The sequence below is a fragment of the Nannocystis sp. genome, from assembly GCF_016714285.1.
GTDB lineage: Bacteria > Myxococcota_A > Polyangia > Nannocystales > Nannocystaceae > Nannocystis.
The window spans coordinates 1-26,181 of record NZ_JADJNN010000014.1 but is presented as its reverse complement, the minus strand read 5'-3'; the positions used below and the strand labels follow the sequence as shown (position 1 = coordinate 26,181).

Here is a 26,181-nt window from a genome sequence, read left to right as displayed (position 1 = left end):
CACGCGCTCAGTCCCAGCGGTCGAGCACATAGCTCGCCACCGCGTTCGCCGTGGTGACCCGCAGGGCCAGGTTCCACGGCTTTTGGTCCGTCATCCCCAGGCCGCAGGCCTCGGCCTCGTCTGCCCCGGCGATCTCGGCCGTCCTATTGAAGGCCTCGAGCGTGGCGCGGATCGCATGGAAGTCGCTGCGCAGGGTCTCGGTGAAGAAGCCGCGCCCGCGCCCAGCCGCGGTGTCACGGCAGCCCTCCAGCAGGAAGAAGGTGTGCCGGCCGTGCTGCACGAGCGGCCGCTCGCCCCACAGATTCGGCGACGAAACGATCGCGGTGACCGGGACCCACGCGCCCGCGCGGACATTCCACTGACCGGTCCCTTGCTGCTGCGGCACCGCGTGGCGCGGCGCCTGCGTCAGCCGCTGCCCGGGCTCGTAGTCGAACTCGAACACCGTCATATCCGAGGCGCCCCCGGTCTGCTGGCCCGGCGAGATCACGCCGGTGAAATGATAGATCTCGCCGCTGATCTCGACCTCGACCTTCCACGGCGTCGCCAGCCGGCTCGGCTCGTGGAAGCGGTAATTCTGCACGTAGATCCGGTAACGGCCGTGCGGCGCCGCCCCGCGGGCCCAGCGGATGTTCTCGACCGGCGTCGTCGTCTCGCCGCGCACATTCATGTCGACGTCCAGCCAGCCGCCGCAGCCCGAGCGCTTGGCCCCGAAGTAGATGTGCTCCCGCGCCGGCGTGATCACGTGCAGGTCCAGGTCGTTGCGGTTATCCCACAGCAGCGAGGCGCGAATGTCCACACCTTCATATTGTCCGCCCGCGCCCTCGACGCGGCGCTTGATCTCGGCGTCGATGCCGGCGTGGTAATACCAGCTCAGCGGATTGCGCTGGCCCTCCGCGTCCCATTGGAGGATCGGCGGGGCGTCGGCGCTGGCCGCCGTGACCAGCGCCATGAAGCGATCGGACACCGCCGGCACCTGGGCCTCAATAGCGATCGCCTCGGGCAGCACGGTGCGGACGAACTTCTCCCAGGTCAGCGTCTGCTGCGGCAGCGCCAGCTTGCCGGACGGCGACTTCGCCTTGGGCGTCAGGTGCCCGAACACGCTGCCCGGCTGCACATTCGCCTGCGCCGGCCGCGGGCGCCACAGGAAGCAGGTCAGGTCCGCGAGCCGAGCATAACGACGGTCGAGGGCCCCGGTCGCCTTGAGCGCCGCGATCACCTTCTCGGCCTGGGCGATGTTGCCGGCCGTGGGCGCGACCTGGGCCCGCATATACTGGCTCGGGGCCATCTTCTCGTCGAAGCGGCGCTTGATCGCGGCGCTGTCCAGGCCATTCGCCAGGTCCTCCAGCAGCGTGCCGATCATGCTGCTGCGCACGTGGGCGAAGCCCGCGGGGGCCGTGGCCGCCGCGCGCCAGACCAGGGCGTCCCAGTGCCGCTGCGTCTTCGCCCCCGCGAGCGAGCGGTGCAGCTCCAGCAGCCAGGTCGCCACGCCGATGCACTTCTCCGAGCGGTACAGCGTGCCCGAGGTCAGCAGCGCGTGCGCCCGCTCGACGAGCGCCTGCGGGAACTCGGCGAGCCCGCGGGCCAGCATGCCCCGATCTTCCTTGCGCTCGGCCTGCACCTGCGACGCGCTCAGCAGCGCGTGGCTGTGTGCGTGCGGTACGGTGACCGCGAAGTGCGTCCACACCGTGCCGTCGGCCTTCGCCGGCGAGACCGGCGTCCCCAGCACCTGCGTCGCCGGCACCAGCACCCCGCAGGGGTCGGCGGTGGTGACCGCCTCCGCCATCAACTTGAACGCACGTTCGAAACCCGCGGGCGCCTCACCCCACAGGGCCGAGTGCAGGCGCCCCTTATCGTCGATCGCCACCAGCGCCCCGTAACGCTCGACGAAGTGTCGACACGCGTTGCAGGTGTAGTGCTGCCGCAGCGCCGTCGGGATGTGATCGAGGAACAGCGGCCACAGCCCCGTCGCATCCGTGAAGAACAGCGGGCCCTCGGCGTGCGCCGCGAATCGCCGCTGCACAGCGGCGAGCAGGCCCGGGAACTCGTCGAATGCCTCGGGGTCAGCCTCAGAGCCAGTCAGGTCGGTGTGGTCCATGGATCTCCCTCTCGTGCCCGCGTCAGCGCCGGCGGCCGGCAAGCCTACGCCACAAGGGGCGGCGCCTGCTACGGGTGAAAACCGGCTCGGGCAGCCCCGCGCAGGCCCCTGGGGGTAATCGCGCACCGGGGCGTGGACCCGCGGGGACCAGAGTGAGAGGATGCGCCGCAGCCGGACCGGAGGTGCCCATGCAGCCCAGCGAGCCACAGGACATGCAGGCCCTCTTCGCCCGCCATGGATTTGTCCCGAGCCCGGCGTGTCCCGAGCGGTTCCTGCGAGCCCACCGCCACCTCGTGTACTTCATCTTGCGGGCATTCGAATCCGCCCCCGACACCCCCGCCGGCCTGCTCGCCGCGGTCACGGAGTGGCACCGTCGCTACGACGAGCTGGCGGACGCCCAGCCGCGCGAGCAGGTCTTCGAATTCAACGACGGCAAACGTCGGCTCCGCCTCGCCTGTCAACCGGGGTGCAATCATTGCTGCACCACGCCGGTCTCCCTGATCGCGCCGGAGGCCGCGTCGATCGCGGCATATCTTCATACCAACCTGAACCCCGAGCAAACCGCGGCCCTCGCCGCGCGGATCGGCGAGCACCGGCGAGCCCGCGAATCGGACCCGCACGGCCCCGTGATGTGCCCGCTCAACGTCGACGGTAATTGCATCGTATATGCGGTGCGACCGCTCAATTGTCGCAAGTGGCACTCCTTCGACGAGCCCGCGTGCCGCCGCGGCTTCCTCGCCAACGACAGGACCGCCTTGATCCCCCGCGGAGCCGTCCGCGCCGACGCCTCCGGCCTGATCTGGCAGAGCGCCGTGGCCGCGTTCTCCGCCCTGGGGCTCACCATCCGCGAACTCGACCTCATCCCGGCGCTGGAGATCGCGCTCCACGCGGAGCATATCGCCGCCCGCGTGCTCGCCGACGAGGCCGTATTCGCGGCAGCCCACCGCGCCTCGCCCGACGCCTGAATCAGCATATCACGACAGAAATCAGGGTAAGAATTCTCAATTCCAGGATCGAGAATTTCGTTCAGTCCAGCCGCCTCACCCGATCCACGCCCACCCGATCACCACCCCGAGCGCCTCGTGGTCCGACAGCGCGTTGCCCATCGGATCGACGAAGCTCGGGTCGATCGCCCAGCTCATCGGCGTCAACGCGATCTGCGCCGAACTGCGGTAGAGCACGCGGTCGATCCGGTACTCGTCGCCGCAGTCGAGCGCGCGGCACACGTCCGTGAGCCCCGCGCCGAGCAGCAGCGCCTGCAGGCTCGCCTCGTCCTCCTCGTCCATGTTCGTGTCCCCGGCGACGATCACCGCCCGATCCTGCGAATGCGACGCGATATATTCGACCAATTGCATGACCTGGACGTCGCGCGCCGCGATGTCCCCCGGCGAGCTGCCGGCGTCCATGTGCAGGTTGTACACGTCGACCGCGATCCCCTCCGCCAGCGTGTGCACCGAGCGGTAGAAGCCCTTGTCCGTGAGGCAGTCGGAGCCCATATCGAGCTGGCCGTTGCACTGCTTCCACGCCACCCGCTCGAGCGGGCTGAACGCGTACTGCGAGAACTCGTTGAGCCCGTCGCCGAGCACGTAGTTCTCCACGTCGAGGTCCGGGTGCGGCTCGCTCTGGTACGGGTGCTCCGCCTCGGCCGCGAGCTCGGGGTGGAACGCGAAGTCCTCCTGGACCAGCGCCAGCTCGTACTGGTTCAGCAGGGGGCTTATCTGCGGGATGTACAGGGTGGGCATCGACCCCGAAATCCCCTCGGGCAGACCGGCGACGTTGTACGTCAGCAGCTGCAGCGTCCCCTGCGTGACCGGCGGCGTCGGCTCCCCGGTGCTGCTGCCAGTTTCAGAGCCGGTGCCGGCGTCCGTGTCCGTGTCCTCGTCCCCGGTCGTCGGCGTCGGGTCCCCGCTCTCACCGGTGGCCTCCGCGGCGGTGGAGCCGGTTTCCGCCGTCGATCCGGCGTCGCCGCACGCGGTCGCCACGAGGAGAGAAAAGAGGCCGGCATGAACGACGCGAGGCATCACGCAGCGACGATAACACAGCGTTACCGTCGATCGCGGCGCGACACCCGTTGCGCATGCACAGGTCGCGGGCGATAGTCCGGCCGTGCCCCCCGGCCCATCTCCCCTGCCGAACGCCGGCGTCATGCCGCCCCGCGAGCCCCACCTCGCCACCGCGATGCACGACGACGACGACGACGCCCAGGGCTTCACCCGCGAGACGCCCCCCGTCACCCGCGTGGAGCCCCCGCGCGTGGCCGACGGCGACTTCAGCGGCCGCACCGTGATCCCCGAGATCGTCATCCCCGATCTCACCCGCCGCCCCTCCTCACCGCTCTCGGGCATCACCCACGCCCCCAGCCACGCCCCCAGCCACGCCCCCAGCTCCGGCGCCACCCGCCGCGACGCAGCGCCCACCCGCGACCTCTCGCAAGCCGTCACCCGCGGCGGGACCTCGCTGGACAGCACCCTCCCCGACGCCCTCGCTCGCCTCCGCGACTCGAGCGAGCGCCCACCGTTCGGCAACCTCCCGGACGACCTCGATCGCACCCGTGAATCCAGCGAGCGCCCGCCGCTCGTCGAGACCCGCGCCGCCACCTCCTTCACCGCGACCGCCTCCCCCGGCCGCGCCCGCGACTTCGCGACCACCGCCGCCGAGCAAGGCGACGGCCTCGACGCCACCCTCGCCGCGCGGGCGATCGACGACGAGGCCCTGCCGCGCCAGATCGGCCGCTTCGTCGTCCTGCGTCGCCTCGGCCGCGGCGGCATGGGCACCGTCTACGCCGCCTTCGACGAGCAGCTCGGCCGGCGCGTCGCTATCAAGGTCCTCCACGCCGGCGGCCGCAACACCGGCGAGCAGGCCCCGCTCACCGTCGAGGCGCGGGCCATGGCCCAGCTGTCGCACCCCAACGTCGTCCAGGTCTACGAGCTCGGCGAGCACGAGGGCGACCCCTTCATCGCCATGGAGTACGTCGAGGGTCGCACGCTCGGGGCCTGGCTCAGCGAGGACCGACCCGCGTGGCAACCCGTGCTCGCCCGCTTCATCGCCGCCGGTGAGGGCCTCGCCGCGGCCCACCGCGCCGGCATGGTCCACCGCGACTTCAAGCCCGACAACGTCCTGCTCGGCCCCGACGGTGTCCCTCGCGTCGCCGACTTCGGCCTGGCCCGCGCCAGCGCCGAGGGCGTCGCCCAGATCGCCGGCACGCCCGCCTATATGTCGCCCGAGCAGCACGAGGGCGCCCCCACCGACGCCCGCAGCGATCAGTTCAGCTTCTGCGTCGCCCTCCACGAGGCCCTCTACGGCCGCCCGCCCTTCGCCGGCGACACCTACGTCGACCGCGCCGCCAACGTCTGCGCCGGCGAGCTGCTGCCCCCGCCGAGCCACGGCCCCGTGCCGCGCCGCCTCTACGCCGCCCTCATCGTCGGCCTCGCCCGCGACCCCGCGCAGCGCCACCCGAGCATGGACGTCCTGCTCGCCGAGCTGCGCCGCTTCCTCCCGCGCCCGCACGCCACCGGCCTGCGCCTCGGCCTCGCCGCGATCGCAGCCCTGACGCTCGTCGTCCTCACCGTCGCCCTCGCCCGCACCCCGCCGCCGGGAGCCTCGCCCGCCGACGCCGCCCGCATCGCCAGGCACGCCCGCACGGCCCGCAGCGCCGCCGCCCAGGCCGCGTGGATCTACCCGGCGCCCGAGGCCAGCACCGCCGCGATCCGCGAGGTCGTCGCGCTCGAGCGGATCGCCGGCCCCGCCAGCGAGCTCGCCCACAGGCAATCCGAGGCCCTGCGCGACCACTTCGCCGCCCAGCTCGCGCAGCTCGGCCAGCGCTACTGGGACGCCGAGAAGACCCGCCCCTTCGCCCGCGACTTCTACGCCCAGACCCTGATGTTCCGCCCCGAGCACGAGCAGGCCCTGCAGCGCGGCAACTTCACCATGGGCCAGCTCGCCCAGCTGCGCGACGAGGCCGAACACAGCGGCTTCTCGCCCGCGCAGCTCGCCGCCGTCGCCCCGCTGCGGATCCTCGCCAACCCCGACGACCCGCGGCTCGCCGCCCTGCTCGCCGCCCTCCCCGTCGGCTGCGACGCCCCGATCTCCCAGCAAGACCCCGCGGCCCGCGGCTCCGGCCTGCTCGCCCCCGCGGCCGAACCACGGCCCCCCGAGCCCGAGCCCGAACCCGACCCACAACTCGGCCCCGAGCCGCCCGCCGAGCCGACCGCCGAGCCGACCGCCGAGCCGACCGCCGAGCCGACCGCCGTCAGGCCCAAACCCGCCTTCGACCCCTCCGAGCTGATCGAGGAGGCAGAGAACGCCCGCCGCCGCGGTCACGACGACGAGGCCGCCCGCCTGTTCCGCCGGGCCCTCGCCGGCGCCCCGCGCGAGGCCACCGCCCTGGCCGCCCTCAGCGACATCGCCTTCGACCGCGGCGACTTCAGCGAGGCCGCCGAGCTGGCCGCCCAGGCCGCCCGCGCCGCGCCCACGATCGGCGAACACCACACCCGCCTCGGCGACGCCTACCTCAAGCTGAAGCGCCCCGCCGAGGCCCGCGCCCAGTACGAGGAGGCCCTCGAGCTCGGCGACACCCGGGCCCGCCGCCGCCTCGAGATCGACGCCACCGCGCCCACGCCGTGAAATCATGCCCATGCCCCCGCGGATCGACCCCGAGTATTGCCCATACCTGCCCCCAGGGACAGTTACTGACAATCTGCGATACCTGTCCCAAGAGCCAGCCACGGCATCCCCGTCGCGCACGGCGATATCATCATATCTGTCCCCAAAGCCCTCCACCGAGCGCCCGCCACATTCACCACACCTGTCCCTCCGGACAGCCCCGCTTCGCCTCGCCATCGTCGCCCTCCTGACCCCCGCCCTCGCCAGCGCCGGCCCGGTCGCCACGGACCCCGTCACCGTCACCGCCCCCGTCACCCCAGCCGTCACCACCCCCGCCCCCGACCCCGTCACCACCCCCGCCGACGGCCCCCGCGCCCAGCTCCGCGTGCTCGTGCTACCCCGCCGCGAGGGCGACGCCCTCCCGCCCGCCACCGACGCGAGCCTGCGCGAGAGCCTGCGCGACGGCCTGCGCCGGGCCGGCGCCGCGCTCATCGAGGCCGCGCCGCTCGGCGCCGGCGAGTGCAGCGACCCGGCCTGCCTGGCCCGCCTGCGCGCCACCATCGGCCTGCGCTACATCGTCCGCGCCACCCTCTCCGTCGTCGACCGCGATTACAGCCTCCACCTCGAGCTCCTCGACACCCGCAGCAACACCGTCGTCGCCGAGTTCGCCGAGCGCTGCGCCCTGTGCGGGCTCGCCGAGGCCCGCGCCCGCCTCGCCGACGGCGCCGCCGGCCTGCTCGCCCCGCTGCTGACAAAGCCGGCCACGCCGGCAATGCTCGAGGTCCGCAGCGACCCGCCCGGCGCCCAGATCGATCTCGACGGACTCCCCGCCGGACGCGCCCCCTTCGAGCGCGCCGCCAGCCCCGGACCCCACCGCGTCCGCGCGACCCTCCCCGGCCACCAGATCAGCGAGCGCGAGGTCTCCCTCGTCGACGGCGAGCGCAGCACCCTGCAGATCACGCTGACCCCGACGCCCACCCCGCCGCCCAGCGGCCGCCTCCTGCTCGCCCTCGGCGTCCCCCTGGCGATCTTGGGCGTCACCCTGCTCGCCCTCGACGACCGCCGCATCCCGCTCGGCTGCACCGGCAACGACTGCCGCCGCGAGCTGCAGATCATGTGGCCCGGCGCCGCCGCCCTCACCACCGGCGCCGTGCTCACCACGATCGGCGCGATCCGCATGCACCGAGCCCGCCGCCGCAGCGCGAGCACCACCCGCTGAGCGAAGCCCACCACAACGCTTGCGCCCGCCACCACGCTGAGCGAAGCTCGCCCCGCGATGCCGAAGAGGTCCCTCGACAAGCTGACCATCCTCGGCTTCAAGTCGATCCGCGAGCTGCGCGACTTCCCGCTCACCCAGCGCAACATCCTGATCGGGGCCAACGGCGCCGGCAAGAGCAACGTCGTCGACTTCTTCCGCATGCTCCGCGCCCTCGCGCTCGACGGACTGCGAGCATTCGTCACCGCGAGCGGCGGCGGCGACGGGTTCTTCTTTGAAGGACCCAAGGTGACGCCGATGATCGAGGCCCAGGTGTCCTTTGGAGAACACGGCTTCGGATTCGGCCTCAAGCCGACCGCGAGCAGTGAATTGATGATCGACCATCTTGCTATCCTCTCGTTGAACGACGCAAACAAGACGCTGCTCCTGCCCGGTGGCACATACGAGGCATATGTCAGCGACTGGAAGCAGGACACGGCCACCCGTGTAGGCGATCGAGCGCACCACGTCTACGCCGCGATCTCGAGCTGGATCGTCTACCACTTCCACGACACCAGCATGACCTCCAAAATGCGGCGCGACGCCGACTCCTCCGACCATCGCGAGCTCGCCGCCGACGGCGGCAACCTGGCCCCCTTCCTCGCGCACCTCCACCAGCAGCACCCCACCATCTACCAGCGGATCCGCGAGACGATCCAGATCGTCGCCCCCTACTTCGACGACTTCCTCCTCGAGCCTCGCATGCTCGGCCCCCGCGAGGTCCTCCGCCTCGAGTGGCGCCAAAAGGCCAGCACCTTCCCGTTCCAGCCCTGGCAGCTCTCGGACGGCACGCTCCGCTTCATCGCCCTCGCCACCGCGCTGCTCCAGCCCGATCCGCCGGCCACGATCGTCATCGACGAGCCCGAGCTCGGCCTCCACCCCGTCGCGCTACGGGTCCTCGCGGCGCTTATCCACGAGGTCTCGGCGAACACCCAGATCGTCGTCTCGACCCAGTCACCGCAGCTCGTCGATCACTTCGAGCCCGAGGACCTCGTCGTCGTCCTGCGCCGCGACGGCGCCACCGAACTCGAGCGCATGAACGCCGCAAACCTCGAGCGCTGGCTCGAGGATTACACCCTCGGCGACCTGATCGAGAAGAACGTCATCGAGACCAACCCCTGACATGGCGCGCGTGACCCTATTCCTCGTCGTCGAGGGCTTCTCCGAAGCGGGCTTCTTTAATCCCTTCCTCGCCGAGCACCTGGCCACCCTCGGCATCGACCTCCACGTCCCCGTCATCGGCAAGGGCCCCGCCAAGGGCGGCATGAAGTTTCGCGCCTTCGACAATATGTGCCAGGAATTGGCGCGCTTCCTCGCCGATCGCCGACGTCCCTACGTATCGACATTCTTCGACTATTACGGGCTGCCGAGCGGCCAGCGCCTCGGCTGGGACTTCGTGCCGACAACCAAAGCCACACGCGGCGTCGACGGTATCGAGACAAGGCTGCGCGAGGGCGTCGTGAAGGCCGCAGGCGCCGACGCCGAGCGCTTCGTCCCCTACATACAAATGCACGAGCTCGAGGCGCTGTTCTTCGCCCAACCCGGCACCCTGGCAGAGACCCTTGGAATGCCCGAACAGACCGGGATCTTCGAGACCATCGTGACCGAGTGCAAGGGCTGCGAGTCGATCAACGACTCGCCGACCACCGCCCCTTCAAAACGGCTACAGCAGCACTGTCCGCGCTACGTCAAGGGCCGCAGCTCCGCCGCCCACGCCCCCCGCCTGGGCGCGCGGCTCGACCTGCGCGCAGTTCGAGCCGCGTGCCCCCGCTTCAGCGCCTGGCTCACGCAGATCGAGGCGCTCGCCGGTCTCCGACCATGAAACCGACGTACCGCGATCGTGTGCCCATGCGAAACTTCGCCCCGTTGGTCGCGTCGCTCGTGGCAACGCTCGCTGGCTGCCGCGCGCACGAGCCCGCCGCGCCTGCGACCCCTCCGGAGACGGTGACGCCCGCGGTCCCTCCCGAGCCCGCCACAACGTCCGCGACGGTCCCTCCGTCCGCGCCGGAACCACCACCGCAAGACCTCGCACCCGACGAGGTCCCTGCGCCCGCGCCCACCACCACCGCCGCGCCCGAATCCCCGCCAGCTCCCGCCCCGCCAGCGCCCCCCGCGATCGAGCGCTTCGTCGGCGTCTTCGCCTATTCCGGCGGCGAGGCGCAACGCAAGGCCGCCCACGCGGCGATCGACGCAGCCCTCGCCGACCTCGACCTGATCTCCCGCAGCCTGGCCCGCCGCAAGCTCGCGGAGCGCGACCCGGTGGTCCCGACGATCACCATCGAATACGCCGGCGGCAAGACCACGATCATCCGTCGAGACACCAGCATTCGCACGACCCTGGACGGCCCGGCCGTCACCGTCACCCGCGACGGCCGCAGCGCCAAGGTCAAGCACCACCTCGCCAGCGTGTCGAAGCTGGTCGAGACGATCCACGGCGAGCGCGGCACCACGACGAACACCTTCATCCTCAGCGACGACGGCGCCCATCTCACCGCCTCGACCACCATCGAGGGTGACCGCCTGAAGACACCTATCCGCTACCGCCTGAGCTACCGGAGGCGGTAGCCAGTATCTCCACACAGGGTCCCCACGCGCCCATTACCGCGAATGCCATGTCGCGCCCCAGGGGCCCAGGGTCGCCACGCGCCCAACCGCGAATGCCAGTCCGCGCCCCCCGGTGTAGGCCGTGTTGAGGGCGAGGCCCTTCCGGACATCCGGCTCGGCGGGCGACGTCGCCCGCACCACCGATCGTTCCGCTCCTACCCCCATCACCACGCGCACATTCTTCACCAGCCCGCGCAGCGCCTCGACCACCAGCGCCGTCGTCGGCGCCTTGACCACCGCGTAGCCCTCGCCCTCATAGCCCGACGCCCGCGGCTGGCCGACCTTGGGCAGGCGCGCGTCGACCACGTACTTGCCGACCTGCTCCTGCGCCGCGTCGACGCCCTCGACCGCCGTCACCATCTGGCCGCGGCCCTGGCCGCGGAAGAACGCCGCGCCGCAGGCGTAGCGGCGCTCCGGCACCTCGAAGCGGTCGAACACCATCAGCTCGATCCACTTGGCCCACATATCGACGTCGTGGGCCATCCCCATCATCGGCATCAGGTGCACACCGGGCGGGCGCGCCCCGACCTCGCTGATCACGGGTGAGCCGTCCTTGCGCAGGAACCACTCCATATGCGACATCCCGGTGCCCATGCCGAGCGCGGTCAGGGCCGCGACGTTGATCGGGCGAAACGCCGCCGCGTGCGGCTGCAGCTGCTCGCGCGGCAACAGCACGCAATATTGCATCCACGGGTTCTCGAGCACCTCGAGCGGACCCGGCAGATAGTAGCTCGACGAGTGCCACACCGGCCTGCCGTCGATCGTGATCGTCTCGAAGGTGTGCTCCTCGCCCTTCACGAACGCCTCGGCCTGCGCCGGGTTCGAGGGGGTCACGAACAGGGCCGCCAGCGCGGCCTCCAGGCCCTCGTCGTCGACCACCCGCACCGTCCCCTTCGAGCCGAGCCCCGCCGGCGGCTTGAGCACGACCGGATATCCGACCTCGGCGACGAAGCGGCGCGCCTGCTCGGCCGAACCGAGCAGCGCCTGCGGGGCCACCGGCAGGCCCGCCGCACGCAGCACCTTCTTCATCTGGTTCTTCTCGCGAAAGTTGTGCGCAACCGCCTCGCTCATCCCGGGGATGCCCACGCGGTCGCGGGCCGCCGCCAGCGGCACCTGCATCTGTTCGAGAAAACCGATCAGGCGGTCGACGCGGCCCCAGTCGCGCTTGAACGCCAGCGCCGCGGCGCCGAGCTGCTCGGCGTCGAGGCAGTCCGCGATCTGGTAGTGCCCCGCGATCGTGGAACGGTAGCGTTCGGGGAGGCGATCGATCGGCTCGTGGGTGATAAGCCCGACCCGCACATCCGCCAGCGAATTGAGCGCGGCGAGACATTGCAGGATGTTGGCGCTGTAGAATGGGGCGACGTAAAGGACGTGGGTCGACATGCGCGCGGCGGATGATGCCACGCTCGCCCCCTCCCGATCGCCCTTCTTCCACCGGAGCCACCATGACCTTACCCGTACAGCGCCCCCTCCTCCCCCTCCTCACCTTGCTCCTCACGGTCGCCTGCGGCGGCGGCGGCAAGACCAGCGACAGCGACGGCAGCTCCAGCGGCGCGTCCGCCAGCACCGGCGCGGCCACCAGCGAGAGCACCGGCCAGCCCGCCACCAGCAGCGCCGGCTCGACCGGCGGCAGCGGCTCCGACAGCGCGAGCACCGGCGCCCCCGCGAGCACCGGCGAGCCCGAAACCACCACCGTCGGCACCACCACCGTCGGTACCACCACCGTCGGCACCACCACCGACAGCAGCAGCGGCGGCGACAGCAGCGGCGGTGGCAGCAGCGGCGGTGAGCAGTGTGTCGGCCAGGGCGACAGCTGCGCCAACCCGGGGTCGCTGTGTTGCAAGGGCCTCGACTGCTGCGCCGGCGTCCCGGTCCCGCCGGGCAAGGAGTTCTGCAGCAACATGTGCCCGATAAGCGATCGCAACCTCAAGACCGAGTTCGCCGCGATCGACCCCGCCGACGTCCTGCGCCGCGTCGTCGCCCTCCCGCTCAGCACCTGGCGCTACCGCAAGGACGAGCCCGGCGTGCGCCACCTCGGGCCGATGGCCCAGGACTTCCACGCCGCCTTCGGCCTGTGGAACAGCGACACCATGATCTTCCCGCTCGACGCCAGCGGCGTGTCGATGGCCGCGATCCAGGGCCTGCACGCCCGCCTGGTCGCCGCCGAGGCCGAGAACGAGGACCTGCGCGCCCGCCTCGAGCCGCCCTCGCCCCTGATCGCAACCGCCTGCCCCGACAACGGCCGACTGCCGCGCGCCGACGACCCGCCGCCGACCGCCGGCGACCGCCGGCGCCGCCCGCCGCGACCGGGCTGGCGGAGCGCGAGCGCGAGGCGCTGGCCGAGGTCGAGGGCCGCGTCGCTAAACACGCTGATGTACGCCTGCGCCTCGAACGAACGACCCCAGCGCTTGTTCACGCCGGTGACGGCCGACTGCCACAGCACCGCGCCGGTGCGGTCGGCCAGGGTCGCGTTGACCATGATCGTCGACTCGTACACGTTGCCCTCGATCGTCCAAAAGCGGGTCATCTTCAGCTCGAGCACGTGGGTCGAGCTCTGCGGATCCGCAGCCACCGGCACGCCGAAGGCCGGCAGCACGTAGGCGACCGCCGCACGCACGAAGTCCGCCGGCGGCAGGCCCTGCGCGCCGAAGTACACCGGCGCCTTGTCCTCCTCCTCCGAGACCCCGATCTGGCTGCCCTCCGGGTGCTGATCGATCACCGGGTTGATCCACACCCGCGCGGCCGGGTTGACCGGAGGCACGCCCTGCAGCTTCGTCGTGTCGACCTGCGAGGTCGGCTGATACTGCAGGCCGAGCACCATCGTGTCGGGCGTGGAGGCGCAGGAGGGCAGCGCCACGGCGAGCGCGGCCGCCATCAGCGAGATACGTGCGAGCGAGATACGTGCGCGGATCATGGGCTCGCGAGTACCACAGCAGCGCCGCGACTGTCGACCGGTCGACCCCGCACATGCTGCCGCCTCACGACGGCACCAGACCCAGCGCCGCCGCGTGCCCGGCCAGCTGCGCCGCGAAGGGATGGTCGGCGCCGAGCCGCTGGCGCACCTGCTCGCCCGCCCGCGTCAGCACGTCGCGCGCCAGCGCCGGGTCACCCCCCGCTTGCACCACCGCCGTCGCCAGCAGCATCGCGCAGCCGACCGTCGCCTCGTCCGCCGGCTGCAGCTGCATCAGCAGCGCGAGCGCACCGTGCAGCCACGGCACCGCGTCGGCCGGCGCGCCCGCGGCCAGCAACACCTGACCCAGCCGCAGCCCGAAGCTCACCGCCTCGGCGCTGCCCGGCCCGTGCTTGCCCTGCACCTGCGGCCACAGCGTGGCCATCAGCGTCCGCGCCTCCTCCAGCCGCCCCTGGCGGATCCGCAGGCGCAGCGCCTCGCCGCGCAGATCGATCAGCACCGCGTGCTCCGCCGGCAGCTGCTTCGCCAGCTCCGCCAGCGCCGGCATCAGCGAGGCCTCCGCGCCGTCGAGCGACCCCTCCGCCGCCAGCATCACGCCCAGCTCGCAGCGCGCGATCAGGGCCTCCGGGTGCGCCGGCCCCAGCCGCATCGCCAGCCCGGCCGCCGCCTCTTGCTGATTGCGCCGCGCCGCCGCCAGCTCGCCCTGCGAATACAACACCGCCGCCAGCTGGCGCTGCGCCGTGAGGGTGTCGGCCCCGGTCGCGCCGAACACCTCGCGGCTGTCCCGAAGGACACGTTCGAGCAACGCCCGCGCCTCGGCCAGCGCCCCGCCCCGCAGCTCGATCATCGCCAGGCTGGCCGCGGCCCCGATCGTGCCCGGGTGCCGCGGCCCCGCGCTGCCCTCCCAGCGCGCCAGCACGTTGGCCTGCAGCGTCCGCGCCCCCGCGGAGTCGCCGAGCAGCGAGAGCACGTCGGCCAGGCGCTGCTCGAGGCCCAGCAGCTCCGACCGCGTCGGCGCCAGCTGCCCGCGCAGCTCCTCCACCGCCGCTTGCAGCTGCGCGTGCACCCACGGCAGCTCGTCCAGCTGCTGGGCCACGTCCATCAGCGTCATCAGCACCATCAACATCAGCGGGTGGCCGAGGCCCATGCGCGGCCGGCCCTGCGCCAGCGCCTCCGCGAGCAGCGGCCGCGCCTCCGCGTTGGCCCCCGCCCGGTGCAGCAGCTGGGCCAGGACCAGCTGGGTCGTCAGCGTCTGCGGGTTGGCCGGCCCGAGCACCCGCTGCAGCGCCGCCAGGATCTCCGTGAACTCGGCCCGCGCTCCCGCGACGTCCCCGAGGTCGCGCAAGATCGCGGCCAGCGTCTCACGCATGTGTAACAGCATCGGAGCGTCGGCCGCCCACACCGTCCGCGCCGCCGTCAACGTCGCCTCGATCGTCGACCGCGCCGCCGGCAGGTTGCCCTGCGCGTGCTGCATCTGCGCCAGCACCCCGCTCGCCTGCAGCACCGCAGCCGCCAGCGCGGCCGAGCCCTCCGCCTCGGCCAATCGACGAAGCCCCGCGAGCGCCCGCTCCTGCGTCCGGATCGCCGCCGCCACGTCGCCGCGCTGCAGCTCCGCGCTGGCCAGGGCCAGCCCGGCCTGCGCCGCCTGCAGGCTGTCGGCGCCGAAGCACCGCGCGTTCGCCTCGGCCACCGCCGCGTGCAGCAGGTACGCCGCCTCGACCTCGCCCATCAGCTGCAGCGTGATCGCCAGGTTGCCGCGAGCGCCCAGCGTGTGCGCGTCGTCCGGTCCGACGCTCGCCTCCCACGCGCGCAGGTTGGCCTCCTGCAGCCCCCGCGCCTCCTGCAGCGCGCCGAGCGAGGCCAGCGTCAGCGCCAGGTTGCCCTCCGCGGTCAAGCGCAGCCGATCGTCCGCCGCCAGGCTCGCCTGCGCCTGCGCGTACGCCCGCCGCTGCAGCGGCTCGGCCTCGCCATAACGCTGCAGCCGGCTGTACAGCATCCCCACGCGCAGCCCGAGATCGATGCCCGCGCGCCCCAGCGGCGCCGCCCGAGCCAGCAGCGCCTCCGCGTGCACCGCGACGCCCACCAGCAGCTCGAGCCGGCGCGGCTCGACCGCCTCGTTCGCGGGCAACACCGCCAGCAGCGCCTTGCAGGCGTCGGCCGGCTCCTCCGCCCCGCACAGCCCGCGCAGGAAGTCGGCCAGCACGCGGTGCATCACCCCGAAGCCCTCGCCCGAGATCCCGGTCACGAAGCTGCGCCCGACCAGCGTCGCCCGGGCCAGCCGCGACGCCGGCTCGCCGAGCGCCTTGACCAGCAGCGTCGGCAGCGGCTCCGGCCCGAACTGCGCCAGCCGCCGCGCGAGCCCCTGCGCCGCCGGCGACAGCCGCGAGTAGCTGATCCGCAGGCTCTCCACGATCGGCGACATCCCGGCCGCCGCCCCGGCCGCGCGCAGCACCTGCTGCGTCTCGTCGAGCGCCCGCGCCACCCCACCCGCCTGCATCATCGCCGTCAGCTCCGCCGCCGAGAGGTCGCCGAGGTCGAGGCTGCGCGCCAGCAGCTCGAGCGCGATCGGCAGCCCACCGACCCAGCGCGCCACCACCATCGCCGCCTCCGCCGCCATCGCCCCCGCCGGCAGCCCCGCGAGCAGCAGCGTCGCCCCGGCCTCGTCGGCGAGCGGCCCGAGCTCGATCACCTCGAGCTCCGGATCTCCCGGATGGATCCTCGAGGTCAGCAGCACCGCGACCTCGCCCCAGCGCGGGCACAAGAGCCCCAGCGCCGGCAGCTCCTGCCCCGGCTCCGGCTCCGGCAGGTGATCGAGCACCCACAGCTGCGCCTGCCCCGGCGCGTGGGCCCGCGCCGCCGCGGCCAGACGCGCCGCCACGTCCACCCCCGCGGCCTTCAGCTCGGCCAGCGCCGGCGCCTCCGGCTGCAGCCGCCGCAGCAGCGCGTGCTGCCCCGCCTCGATCCGCCCGGGCACCGACACATCGAGCCAGAACACCCCGCCCGGGTACAGCCCGCGCTCACGCCACAGCAGCTCCAGCGCCACCCGCGTCTTGCCCTGCCCGCCCGCGGCCACCAGCGCCAGCGCCACTGGCCGCGACCCCGCCGCCGCCTGCCGCCGCGTCAGCTCGCCGAGCACACCCTCGCGCCCGACGAAGCGATCGCCCAGCGAGATCGGCAGCGCGACCTCGCAGTACAGCTCCGCCTCCGCCGCCATGGCCAGCTTCGGGCTGTCCTTTGCGACCTGTCCCTCGGGACCTGTCCCCGGGAACAGCGGGCTCCCGGCCGCGCGGGCGTGCAGCACCGGCACCACCAGGTCGGCGCGCTCGGCCACCTGCGAGCAGGCCTCCGCCAGCGCGAGGTCGACCAGCCCGTGCGCCCGCAGCTGGCGGTAGAACGGCCCGCCCAGCGCGTTGGCGGTGTCGATCGAGATCCGCTCGCTCATCGCCACCACGGCCGGCGCCCCGAGCTCGCGACAAAGCCGCATCGCCAGCCCACCCAGCGCCCCCTCGGCCTCCGGCGCCGCGCTGGCACACGCGCCCAAAAACCACAGCAGCGGCAGCCCGACCTCGCCGCCCAGCCGACCCAGCCGCCGCAGCAGCTTGCTCGCCGGCGTCGCCGCGGTCGTCTCGTCGTCGTCCGCCAGATACAGCACCGTCTCGCCCGTGCTCGCGACCACCGCCCCGTGACACACAACGTGCACCGCCGCGTAGCGCCGCCGCGTCAGCTGCCCGCACAGCCCCTCGAGCGTCGGCTCCGCGACCGCCTCCGGCACCCCGAATGCCAGGACATCGCAGGGCCACGGCGCGACCGCCTCGCGCACCCCGTGCAGCGTCGCCAGCGTGTCGAACGCCGCCAGCCCGTAGTCCGCGAGGTCCGTGGGGCTGGTCACCAGCACCAGCACCCGCGGCGCCTCGCCGACCGGCGCCGCGTACACCCGGTCGCTCTCGCTGGCGACCCGCAGCGTGAACGGCGTGCGCTGGTCGCAGCGCACGAAGTCCCAGCCCTCGCCGAGCGGCGCACACAGCCGCTCCCACCGCAGCGTCCGCAGCTCCGGCGCGTCGACGGCGAGCACCACGTGCAGCCGCTCGCGCCCGCGGGCCCGCGCCCGCGTCCACGCCGCCAGCGTCGGCCCGGCGAACAGCGCCTCGCCGAGCAACAGCCCATACGCCCGCGGCGTGCTGCAGGCCCGCAGCGCCGCCAAGTCGATCACCAGCCGCCCCTCGCCGCGGATCGGCAGCGGCGTGCCCGGCAGGTCCTCCTCGACCACCACCGAGTACCCCTGCGCGTCACCAGACCCCAGCGCGATCGCCAGCACATGCGCGACATCCTCGTCCCCGGCCATGCCAGCCATCGTACCAGGACGGCCAAGAATTCACCGCCGCGCGAGCATGTCGCAAGGGACATGTCCATGCCGCGATGTCAAGCGGTCAAGCGGTCAAGCGGTCAAGCGGTCAAGCGGTCAAGCGGTCAAGCGGTCCGTCGGAGCACGCCGGCATATCTACGTAGCTCGCCAAAGTGCCATGAATCGCCGGACCGGAGCGCCGGGACGGTCGCCACCGGTCTTCCTTTGCCATTGCGGCCTCCGGCCCCCGCACGCCGTTTTCTCCCTACCTTTGCCGAGAACGCGCCGGACCATGTACCGTCCCCGCATGCAATTCTGGACACGTAACTTCTTCCCAACCCTCACCGCCGCGCTCGCGCTGGTCGCCTGCGGCGACAACGGCGGCGGCACCACGACCGACGCGGGATCGACCACCGGCGCCGCCACCAGCGGCGCGAGCACGGGCGACTCGCCGACCACCGCGGCGAGCACCAGCGGCGCCTCGGACTCCGGTTCGACCAGCGCCGACGCCTCGACAAGCGGCGACCCGCCGAGCACCAGCGAACCCGCGAGCAGCAGCGGCGCCGACGGCTCGACCTCGAACGTCACGGCCAGCAGCACCGACCCCGGCACCACCACCGGCGGCGACCCCGTGGCGGCGTGCCTCATGATGATCGACCCCGGCGACGCCTGCGGCGAGTGTGCCTGCAACAACTGCCTCGAGGACCTCCAGGCCTGTCAGGCCGACGAGGGCTGCACGGCGATCCGCATGTGCGCGCAGGACAACATGTGCGGCGGCATCGACTGCCTCGGCCCCTGCGGCGCCACCATCGACAAGTATGGCGGCTTCGGCGGCAAGTCGGCGCAATTGGGCCTCGCCCTCAGCGGTTGCATCGACGCCAGCTGCGCCAACGAATGCAACGGTTGAGCCCGACGACCGAGCCCGCACGCCGGTCCAACCGGCCGCGGGCGATCACCTATCTGCGGATCTCCGAGGCGGTCGCTCAGCCGATCCGCCGGCCCGTGATCAGGTGATACCCAAAATCCCGCCGGGCCAGGCCCAGGACCAGGCCCAGGCTCGGCGCGACGACGTTCCCCCAGCGGACCGGGCCGAGCCGCAGCCCACCGGTCCGGCGCAGCTCGGCGTATAGAAAGCGCAGCACGGTCCGCGGCACGTGCAGCATCGACGGGGCGACGCGCCACGAGATATCGCGGACCTCCAACACCTGCAGCCCGCAGGCTCGCATCGTCCGCGTGATCGCGCCGAGCTCCGCGAACTCGGGCACCGCCCAGCCCGCGCACACGCTCGCGCGCACGCGCTCGAGCCACCCGGGCAGCGGCCGCGCGTGCTTCATGAAGCCGTCGGCGATCACGAAGCGACCCCCCGGTCGCAACACGCGGGCCAGCTCGCGCACCAGCGCCGGCTTGTCCGGGCCCAGCGCATGGCAGGCGCTCTCGAGCGCGTAGGCCCCGTCGATCGAGCCGTCGGCCAGCGGCAAGCGGGTGTAGTCGGCCTCGACGAAGCGGACGCGCTCGCCGAGGCCCGCGAGCTCGGCGAGGCGCTTCGCCTCGCCGACCTGCGACGGCACGATCGTCACCCCGAGCAGCTCGAGCTGCGGGCGGCCCAGCGCGAGCTGCCGCGCCGTCGCCCCGAACCCGCAGCCGAGGTCGAGCACCCGCGCGCTTCGACCCGCCGCGAGCTCCAGCGCCGCCAGCAGCTCGTCGTTCATCGCCGCCAGCATCGGCTCGAGCCGCAGCGGGTTCATGCCGCGGCGCCAGTAGCCGAAGTGCATGTGCAACCCGCGGCTCCACGCCGCGTAGTCGGGGCCCGCGATCGTGTAGTACTCGCGGACCCGCGGGCCTTGCTCCTCACCAGCGAGGCCACCCGTCATGCCCGCGGCAGGGTCTCAGACCGCGGCCCCCCGCGCAAGCTCCGAGCCCGGGCCCACCGCCCACCGGACGCCGACACCGAGCTTTGACCGCGGCCGCGCTTCGTGGCCCAATGCAGCGACGTGGAAGCTTGGACCCTCGGGCTGGTCGAGTGCGCAGTGGCCGGCGGCATCGGCCTCTTCATCGGCCTCGAGCGCGAGCACAGCGACCGCAGCGACCGCAGCGACCACAACGAGGTGGCCAGCGATCGCTCCGAGGACCACCTCGGCGTGCGCAGCTTCGCGATCCTCTCGCTGTTCGGGTGGGTGTGCGCGCTGCTCGGCGACCACATGCCGTGGCTGCCGCCCGCCGGGATGGTGGTCACCGGGGGCCTGGTGCTCGCACACTACCTCCGCGTCGGCGACAAGGACCTCGGCCTGACCACCGAGATCGCCGCGGCCGCGACCTTCGCTCTCGGCATGCTGGTCCACCACCGGCGCGACCTCGCCGTCGCGGTCGGCCTGGTGATCACATTGCTGCTCCTCGCCAAGCCGTGGTTTCGCCGCACGATCCCGCGGCTGCGGCGGATCGAGCTGAGCGCGACCCTGCAGCTGGTCATCGTCCTGGCCGTCGTATTGCCGCTGTTGCCGGCCGAGGCGCGCGACCCCTGGGGCGTGCTCTCCCCGCGCAAGATCGGCCTGTTCATCGTCCTGATCGCCGGTATCAGCTATGCCGGCTATGTCCTCCACCGCCTGCTCGGCGCCTCGCGCGGGGTCGTGCTCGCGGGCCTCGTCGGCGGGCTCGTCAGCTCCACCGCCGTCACCGCGGCGATGGCCCAGCAGTCGCGGACCGACCCGCTCATGCTCATCCCGGGCCAGATCGCTACCTTCCTCGCCAACGCCGTGATGTTCGCGCGGGTCCTCGTCGTCGCCTCGCTCATCAACCCCGACGTCGCCCGCGTGCTCGTCGTCCCGCTCGGCCTGATGGGCGCCGTCACCCTGGCCGGCGCCGGCTGGAAGTACCTCGCGCTGCGAGACGCCGACCGCGGCGCCCCACAAGACCGCGAGCCCGCGGCGATGGCCAACCCCTTCGCCCTGGTGCCCGCGCTCAAGTGGGGCGTCCTACTCAGCGCCGTGCTGATCGCCTCGGCCGTCGCGCAGCGGCACTTCGGCGATCGCGGCCTCTACATCACGGCCGCAGCCTCGGGCCTCACGGACGTCGACGCCGTCACCCTCGCCGTGAGCCACCAGAGCAAGGAGGGGCTCGTCGCCGCTGCGGTCGCCAGTCTGGCGATCACCATCGCCGTCGTCACCAACACGCTGGTCAAGGGTGGCATGGCGCTGTTCATGGGCCGCACCGGCTTCGGTCGCCCGATCGCGCTGGTCTTCGCGCTCGCCATCACCGTCGGCGTCGGCACGGCCGTCGCCCTGCAGCTGCAATGAGCCGCTGACCGCGTCACCACGTACCGTGACGAAGCGCATGCCTCACGCCCCGACGCGGCCCGATGTCGTGCCGCTGCGACCGTCGCCCGCGATGCTACGGTCCCCGCCACCCGGTGCCCACGGTGACAGACCCCGCACAGATCCTCGTAAGGACCCTCGTCACTGGCGCGACCGGTCTCATCGGCCGACACCTCATGGCCCACCTGCTCGCGCGCGGCGGCGAGGTCGTGGTGCTCGTGCGCCCCGGCTCGCGCGCACGCCACGACGAGCTGCTCGCGCAGTGGCATCTGCTGGCCCGCTCGTCGGGGGCCCGGCTGCGCGTAGCGATCGGCGACATCGAGACCCCCGGCCTCGGCCAGGGGCTCCCCGCCGCCGGCCTCGATCACGTGTTCCACCTCGCGGCGCTCTACGACCTCGCGGCCGACGACGCCGCGCTGGAGCGCAGCAACGTCGAGGGCACGCGCAACCTGCTGACATATCTCCAGTCCGGCGGCTTTCGCGGGGTCCTGCACCACCTGAGCTCGATCGCCGTCGCTGGCGACCTCGAGGGCACGCTCCGCGAGGACGAGCTCGACCTCGGCCAGCAGCACCCCCACCCCTATCACCGCACGAAGTTCGTCGCCGAGCGCCTGGTGCGAGACAGCGGCCTGCGCGTTCGCATCTACCGCCCGAGCGCCGTGGTCGGCGACTCGCGCACCGGCGTCATCGACCGCGTCGACGGTCCCTACTATCTGTTCAAGCCGATCCTCCGCCTGCGTAACGCGCTGCCGGCCTGGTTCCCGCTGCTCGGATACCTCGAGACCTCGCTCAATATGCTGCCAGTCGATCACGTCGCGCGCGTGATCGATATCATCGCCCACCAGCGCGAGGGCGACGGCCAGACCTTCCACGTCGTCGACCCCGACCCGCCCGACTTCACCGGCACCTTCAACCTGCTCGCCGACGCCGCCGGCGCCCCGCGGATCCGGGCCAACATCGGCAAGACCCTGCGCAAATTCCTGCCCGGCGCCGCGACCATGCTCGGGCAGCTCGGCGGCCTCAAGTTCATCCGCGGCCAGATCCTCCGCGACCTCGGCATCCCGCCGCAGGTCCACGAGGCGCTCGGCCGACCCCTCCGCTTCGCCACCACAAACCTCGACCGCGCCCTCGCCAACACCGGCCTGCGCTGCCCCAGGCAGGCCGAATACGTCGAGGCCCTGTGGGACTACTGGCTGCGCCACCTCGACCCCGACCGCGATCCCGCCGCGCTCGCCCGCCGCCGCCTCGCCGGCAAGGTCGTGATGATCACCGGCGCCTCGAGCGGCATCGGAGCCGCGCTCGCCCTCCAGTGCGCCCGCGCCGGGGCCACGGTCGCCCTGGTCGCCCGCCGCGAGGCCCAGCTCGCCGAGGTCGCCGCCCAGGTGCACGCGCAAGGCGGCCTCGCCACGGCCCACGTCGCCGACCTCGCCGACCTCGAGGCCTGCGACGCCGTGGTCGCCGCGGTCCAGGCGGCCCACGGACATATCGACATCCTCGTCAACAACGCCGGCCGATCGATCCGCCGCCCCGCCGCCGAGTCGCTCGAGCGCTGGCACGACTTCGAGCGGATCCTGCAGATCAATTACTACGCACCCCTGCGCCTCATCCGCGCCGTCCTGCCGCAGATGCGAGCCCGCCGCAGCGGCCACATCGTCAACGTGCTCACCGCCGGCGTGGCCATGGCCTCCCCCAACTTCGGCGCCTACGGGGCCAGCAAGGCCGCCCTCAGCCACCTGACCGACACCCTGTACGCCGAGCTCCTCTCCGAGGACATCCACTTCACCTCGGCGTACCCGGCCTTTGTGCGCACACCGATGATGGACGCCCGCGTCTTCGACGAGCGCACCAAGGCCATGACCCCCGAGGCCGCCGCGGCGTGGATCATCGACGGCATCGTCCACCGCAAGCAGCGAGTGATGGACATGGAGACCCGGCGCCGCTGGGTCCTGAACGCCGTGCATCCCAAGGGGCTCACCCGGGTGACCAGCGCGATCTATCAAATTTACGCCGACCACCAGCCCTCGCCCGCCGCCTTCACCGTCGACCGGATGCTGCTCAAGCGCTTCATCAAGGGCAAGCCCTTCTGAGCCCCATGAACCGCCTTCACCTCACCCCGCCCGGCCACACGGGGCCGTGATCGCCGAGCGCACGATGTTCAAGGCCCTCACCAACGCCCCCGTCGATATCCGTGGTCCGCGCCCCCTGCCGATCCTCGCGGTCCCGGCCGCGGTGCTGCGATTCTTCGCCGACCCGGTCGGCCGCATGCGCGCGCTGTACGGTGAATACGGCCCGATCGCCGCGCTCGTCGATCGCAGCCCCGCGCTGATCCTCGCCTGCGGCGCCGAATACAACCGCGAGCTCCTGACCCGCCCCGATCTGTTCGAGCACAACAGCGAGATCCCCGTGCGCACGCCCCCTGGCAGCGCCCTGGCCCGCTTCAACCAGGTGCTGCCATTCCTCAACGGCGAGCTGCACCGTCGTCGTCGCCGCCTGATGCAGCCGGCCCTGCAGCGCTCCGCCACCTTGGCCCACGCGCCCGAGATCGTGGCGGTCACCGAGGACCACCCTGCGCACTTGGCCGACCGGCGTGCAGGTCGACCTCGCCGCGCTGATCCGTGCATTGACCGCCGCGGTCGTGATCCGCTGCCTGTTCGGCCTCGACCCCGGCGGCCGCGGCGACGAGCTCGCCCGCAGCGAGGCCGGACTGCTGCAGGCCCTGTCGTCCCCGCTGACCCTGGCCCTGCCCCTGCCCCTGCCCGGCACGCCCTACCGCCGCGCCCTCACCCTCAGCGCGGCGCTCGAGCGCCAGCTGCAGGCCCTCCTGGCGGCGAAGCGGGCCCAGTCGCCCGGCACCGACGTCCTGGCGAACCTGCTCGCCGCGCGCGACGAGACCGGCGCCGCCCTCGGCGACGAGGAGCTCATCGGCGAGTGCAACGGCCTGTTCGTCGCCGGCCACGACACCACCGCACAGACCCTGGTGTGGACGATCTTCCTGCTGACCCAGCACCCCGAACACCAGGCCGAGCTGCTCGCCGAATTCACCACAGTCCTCGCCGGCGCCCCCCCGCGCCCGGACGAGCTCCCGCGCCTGCAACACCTCGACCGCGCGCTGCGAGAGAGCATGCGCCTGCTGCCCGCCACGCCGATGCTGTTCATCCGCGTCTGCGCCGGCGAGGCCACGCTCGGCCCGCACACGCTGCCACGCGGCGCGCGCGTGGTCCTGAGCCCATTCATCACCCATCGCGACCCCGCGCTCTTCCCCGAGCCCGATCGCTTCGAGCCCGCACGCTGGCAGCGGATCACGCCCTCGCCATGGCAGTACTTGCCCTTCGGCGCCGGCCCGCGCATGTGCCTCGGCGCGGCCTTCGCGGAGCAGGCCCTGCGCATCATGCTGCCGATGATCCTGCAGCGATTCCGTATCACGATACCCGCCGGTGCGACCATCTCGCGGACCGTGCACGGAATCGCGCTGGCCCCCAAATACGGCCTCCCAGCCGTGCTGGCGCCCCAGGACGGCCGCCCCGTCGCGCCCGCGACGATCCGCGGCGACATCCACCAGCTTGTCCACTTGCACGGCCGCGCAGCGCCGGTATAAAGTCCACGCCTTGCCGGCTCAGTCCCCAGATTCGCCCGGTGATGTCGTCGTCGACGCGTCCGACGGCATCGTGCGGATGCGCCTGTCCGGCAGCCCCTCCGCGGCGCACCTGCGGGCGAGCTTCGTCACCCTGCGCGAGCTGCTGGCCCGCCACAGCCCGCGCCTGCTGCTGATCGACGGCAGCGGCGTGGCCAAGACCACCGGCGAGATGCGCGAGGTCCTGCGGACCGAGGCCACCAGCGTCGAGTTCGACCGCCAGGCGATCATCGGCATCCCCCCGGCCGAGCGGGTCTTCGCCCGCATCGTCGCCCGCCTCACCTTCAAGCACGACCGCATGCAGTTCTACGCCACCGAGGCCGAGGCGCTGCGCTGGCTCAACGAACTCCGGGTGAACGAGCTCCGGGGGCCGCGTTGACCGAGCTCGCGGAGCTCGAGCGCCGCATCGCCGCGATCGAGATCGCGATCGCGGCCGCGGCCACCGGCGACTTCGACGTGCGCCTGGAGATCGCCCAGGACGACGAGCTATCCTCGGTGGAGTCGAGCATCAACGTCATGCTCGAGAGCCTCCAGGCGCTGTTCGAGGAGAACCGCCGCAAGCACGCCGAGCTCGAGCGATCGCTCGCCACCATCACCGAGCAACGCGCCGCCATCCGCGAGCTGTCGACCCCGGTACTCGAGGTGTGGGACGATGTCCTGGTGATGCCGATCATGGGCACAGTGGACACCCCGCGCTGCGCCGACATCATGAGCAACCTGCTGCAGGCCGTCGCCAGCAGCCGGGCCCGCTGCGTCATCCTCGACCTGACGGGCGTCCCCAGCATCGACCGCAGCGCCGCCGACGGCCTCATCAAGGTCGTCCAGGGCGCCCGCCTGCTGGGCGCCCGCTGCCTGCTCACCGGCCTCAGCCCGGCGCTCTCGCGGACCCTCGCCGAGCTCGACGCCCCCACCGAGGCCCTGCGAACCCTGCGTAACCTCAAGGCCGGCCTGCGCGACGCCATCGCCCACCTGCGCCCCGGCAAGCCGCCCGCTCGCTGACCCCCGCCAACGGCCGCGCAATCGCTTCGCCCGGCCCCCGCGCCCCCACGCTTCTTTGCGCGGACTCTCCGCGGCACCGACCGCAGGTCCCAGCCCAGCGGCGCTAAGATATCCCGATATGCGAGGTATCGACTCGGTGCGCTCGTGGTGGCGAATTGGCGCGCAAGCGGGGCTCCTCGCCGGTATCGGCCTCGCCTTCGTCGGCGGCGCCACCCTGCCCATCGCGGTGGACGCCGCGCCCATGCCCTGCCAGAAGGAGGGCAATTGCACGTTCAAGAAGCCCCTGTTCGCCATCCTCCTCGATAACTCGAGCTCGATGAACGAGCTGCTCGACGCCAACACCACCCGCTGGCAAGCCGCCGTCGATGCCATCAGCCTGGCCGTCAACAACGACAACGGCTACATCGCCGAGAACTTCATCCTCGGCCTGATCC

The 26,181-nt window shown here is 72.4% G+C and carries 19 protein-coding genes and 1 pseudogene; 14 read left to right on the top strand and 6 right to left on the bottom strand.

Going from position 1 to position 26,181, the window contains the following annotated elements:
• Positions 1–7: 7 nt before the first annotated feature.
• Entirely contained in the window at positions 8–2,095 is a 2,088-nt protein-coding gene (locus IPJ59_RS23430) for a YfaP family protein (RefSeq protein WP_293273368.1), read from the bottom strand.
• 188 nt (positions 2,096–2,283) lie between these two features.
• On the opposite strand from IPJ59_RS23430, the gene IPJ59_RS23425 reads away from it, so the two are divergent.
• Entirely contained in the window at positions 2,284–3,060 is a 777-nt protein-coding gene (locus tag IPJ59_RS23425) for a YkgJ family cysteine cluster protein (protein WP_293273367.1), read from the top strand.
• A 75-nt stretch (positions 3,061–3,135) separates the two neighbouring features.
• Here IPJ59_RS23425 and IPJ59_RS23420 read toward each other — a convergent pair whose 3' ends face one another.
• On the bottom strand, positions 3,136–4,119 hold the full coding sequence (locus IPJ59_RS23420) for an exonuclease/endonuclease/phosphatase family protein (protein WP_293273366.1): 984 nt from the start codon (positions 4,117–4,119) through the stop codon (positions 3,136–3,138).
• Between the two features lie 82 nt (positions 4,120–4,201).
• Between IPJ59_RS23420 and IPJ59_RS23415 the strand changes: the two genes are divergently transcribed.
• From IPJ59_RS23415 to IPJ59_RS23395, 5 genes are all read left to right on the top strand, one after another.
• Positions 4,202–6,718 carry a serine/threonine-protein kinase gene (locus tag IPJ59_RS23415; RefSeq protein ID WP_293273365.1) on the top strand — a complete coding sequence of 839 codons (2,517 nt, stop codon included), beginning with the start codon at positions 4,202–4,204 and terminating at the stop codon, positions 6,716–6,718.
• Between the two features lie 10 nt (positions 6,719–6,728).
• On the top strand, positions 6,729–7,916 hold the full coding sequence (locus IPJ59_RS23410; RefSeq protein ID WP_293273364.1) for a PEGA domain-containing protein: 1,188 nt from the start codon (positions 6,729–6,731) through the stop codon (positions 7,914–7,916).
• A 57-nt stretch (positions 7,917–7,973) separates the two neighbouring features.
• Positions 7,974–9,074, top strand: a complete 1,101-nt coding sequence (locus IPJ59_RS23405) for an AAA family ATPase (protein WP_293273363.1) — start codon at positions 7,974–7,976, stop codon at positions 9,072–9,074.
• 10 nt (positions 9,075–9,084) lie between these two features.
• Positions 9,085–9,774 carry a DUF4276 family protein gene (locus IPJ59_RS23400; RefSeq protein ID WP_293250595.1) on the top strand — a complete coding sequence of 230 codons (690 nt, stop codon included), beginning with the start codon at positions 9,085–9,087 and terminating at the stop codon, positions 9,772–9,774.
• Positions 9,775–9,896: 122 nt separating this feature from the next.
• On the top strand, positions 9,897–10,517 hold the full coding sequence (locus tag IPJ59_RS23395; RefSeq protein ID WP_293273362.1) for a hypothetical protein: 621 nt from the start codon (positions 9,897–9,899) through the stop codon (positions 10,515–10,517).
• A gap of 33 nt (positions 10,518–10,550) precedes the next feature.
• Here IPJ59_RS23395 and IPJ59_RS23390 read toward each other — a convergent pair whose 3' ends face one another.
• On the bottom strand, positions 10,551–11,939 hold the full coding sequence (locus IPJ59_RS23390; RefSeq protein WP_293273361.1) for an ATP-grasp domain-containing protein: 1,389 nt from the start codon (positions 11,937–11,939) through the stop codon (positions 10,551–10,553).
• 62 nt (positions 11,940–12,001) lie between these two features.
• Between IPJ59_RS23390 and IPJ59_RS23385 the strand changes: the two genes are divergently transcribed.
• Positions 12,002–13,156, top strand: a complete 1,155-nt coding sequence (locus IPJ59_RS23385; protein ID WP_293273360.1) for a tail fiber domain-containing protein — start codon at positions 12,002–12,004, stop codon at positions 13,154–13,156.
• A 378-nt stretch (positions 13,157–13,534) separates the two neighbouring features.
• Here the strand turns inward: IPJ59_RS23385 and IPJ59_RS23380 are convergent, their stop codons facing one another.
• Entirely contained in the window at positions 13,535–17,809 is a 4,275-nt protein-coding gene (locus IPJ59_RS23380; RefSeq protein ID WP_293273359.1) for a tetratricopeptide repeat protein, read from the bottom strand.
• Positions 17,810–18,116: 307 nt separating this feature from the next.
• Here IPJ59_RS23380 and IPJ59_RS23375 point away from each other — a divergent pair, with 307 nt between their 5' ends.
• Positions 18,117–18,716, top strand: a complete 600-nt coding sequence (locus IPJ59_RS23375; protein WP_293273358.1) for a hypothetical protein — start codon at positions 18,117–18,119, stop codon at positions 18,714–18,716.
• 76 nt (positions 18,717–18,792) lie between these two features.
• Here IPJ59_RS23375 and IPJ59_RS23370 read toward each other — a convergent pair whose 3' ends face one another.
• Positions 18,793–19,680, bottom strand: a complete 888-nt coding sequence (locus tag IPJ59_RS23370) for a class I SAM-dependent methyltransferase (RefSeq protein WP_293250574.1) — start codon at positions 19,678–19,680, stop codon at positions 18,793–18,795.
• A 120-nt stretch (positions 19,681–19,800) separates the two neighbouring features.
• Between IPJ59_RS23370 and IPJ59_RS23365 the strand changes: the two genes are divergently transcribed.
• Together IPJ59_RS23365 and IPJ59_RS23360 are read left to right on the top strand one after the other, a co-directional pair.
• Positions 19,801–21,099 (top strand): MgtC/SapB family protein, encoded by a 1,299-nt coding sequence (locus tag IPJ59_RS23365; RefSeq protein ID WP_293273357.1) that lies wholly within the window; start codon positions 19,801–19,803, stop codon positions 21,097–21,099.
• Between the two features lie 122 nt (positions 21,100–21,221).
• Positions 21,222–23,204: an SDR family oxidoreductase gene (locus IPJ59_RS23360; protein ID WP_293273356.1), complete on the top strand. Its 1,983-nt coding sequence runs from the start codon at positions 21,222–21,224 to the stop codon at positions 23,202–23,204.
• 16 nt (positions 23,205–23,220) lie between these two features.
• Here IPJ59_RS23360 and IPJ59_RS23355 read toward each other — a convergent pair whose 3' ends face one another.
• Positions 23,221–23,682 (bottom strand): hypothetical protein, encoded by a 462-nt coding sequence (locus IPJ59_RS23355; protein WP_293273355.1) that lies wholly within the window; start codon positions 23,680–23,682, stop codon positions 23,221–23,223.
• Between the two features lie 22 nt (positions 23,683–23,704).
• Here IPJ59_RS23355 and IPJ59_RS23350 point away from each other — a divergent pair, with 22 nt between their 5' ends.
• The 4 genes and pseudogenes from IPJ59_RS23350 to IPJ59_RS23335 all read left to right on the top strand — a co-directional run.
• Positions 23,705–24,712 (top strand): cytochrome P450, encoded by a 1,008-nt coding sequence (locus IPJ59_RS23350; protein WP_293273354.1) that lies wholly within the window; start codon positions 23,705–23,707, stop codon positions 24,710–24,712.
• A gap of 10 nt (positions 24,713–24,722) precedes the next feature.
• Positions 24,723–25,127, top strand: coding sequence for a SpoIIAA family protein (locus tag IPJ59_RS23345; protein ID WP_293250563.1), 405 nt, complete (start codon positions 24,723–24,725; stop codon positions 25,125–25,127).
• Positions 25,124–25,747 (top strand): STAS domain-containing protein, encoded by a 624-nt coding sequence (locus IPJ59_RS23340; protein WP_293250560.1) that lies wholly within the window; start codon positions 25,124–25,126, stop codon positions 25,745–25,747. The genes IPJ59_RS23345 and IPJ59_RS23340 overlap by 4 nt, the downstream gene beginning before the upstream one ends.
• Before the next feature lie 118 nt (positions 25,748–25,865).
• A pseudogene (locus tag IPJ59_RS23335) lies at positions 25,866–26,181 on the top strand (hypothetical protein); the annotation flags it as partial.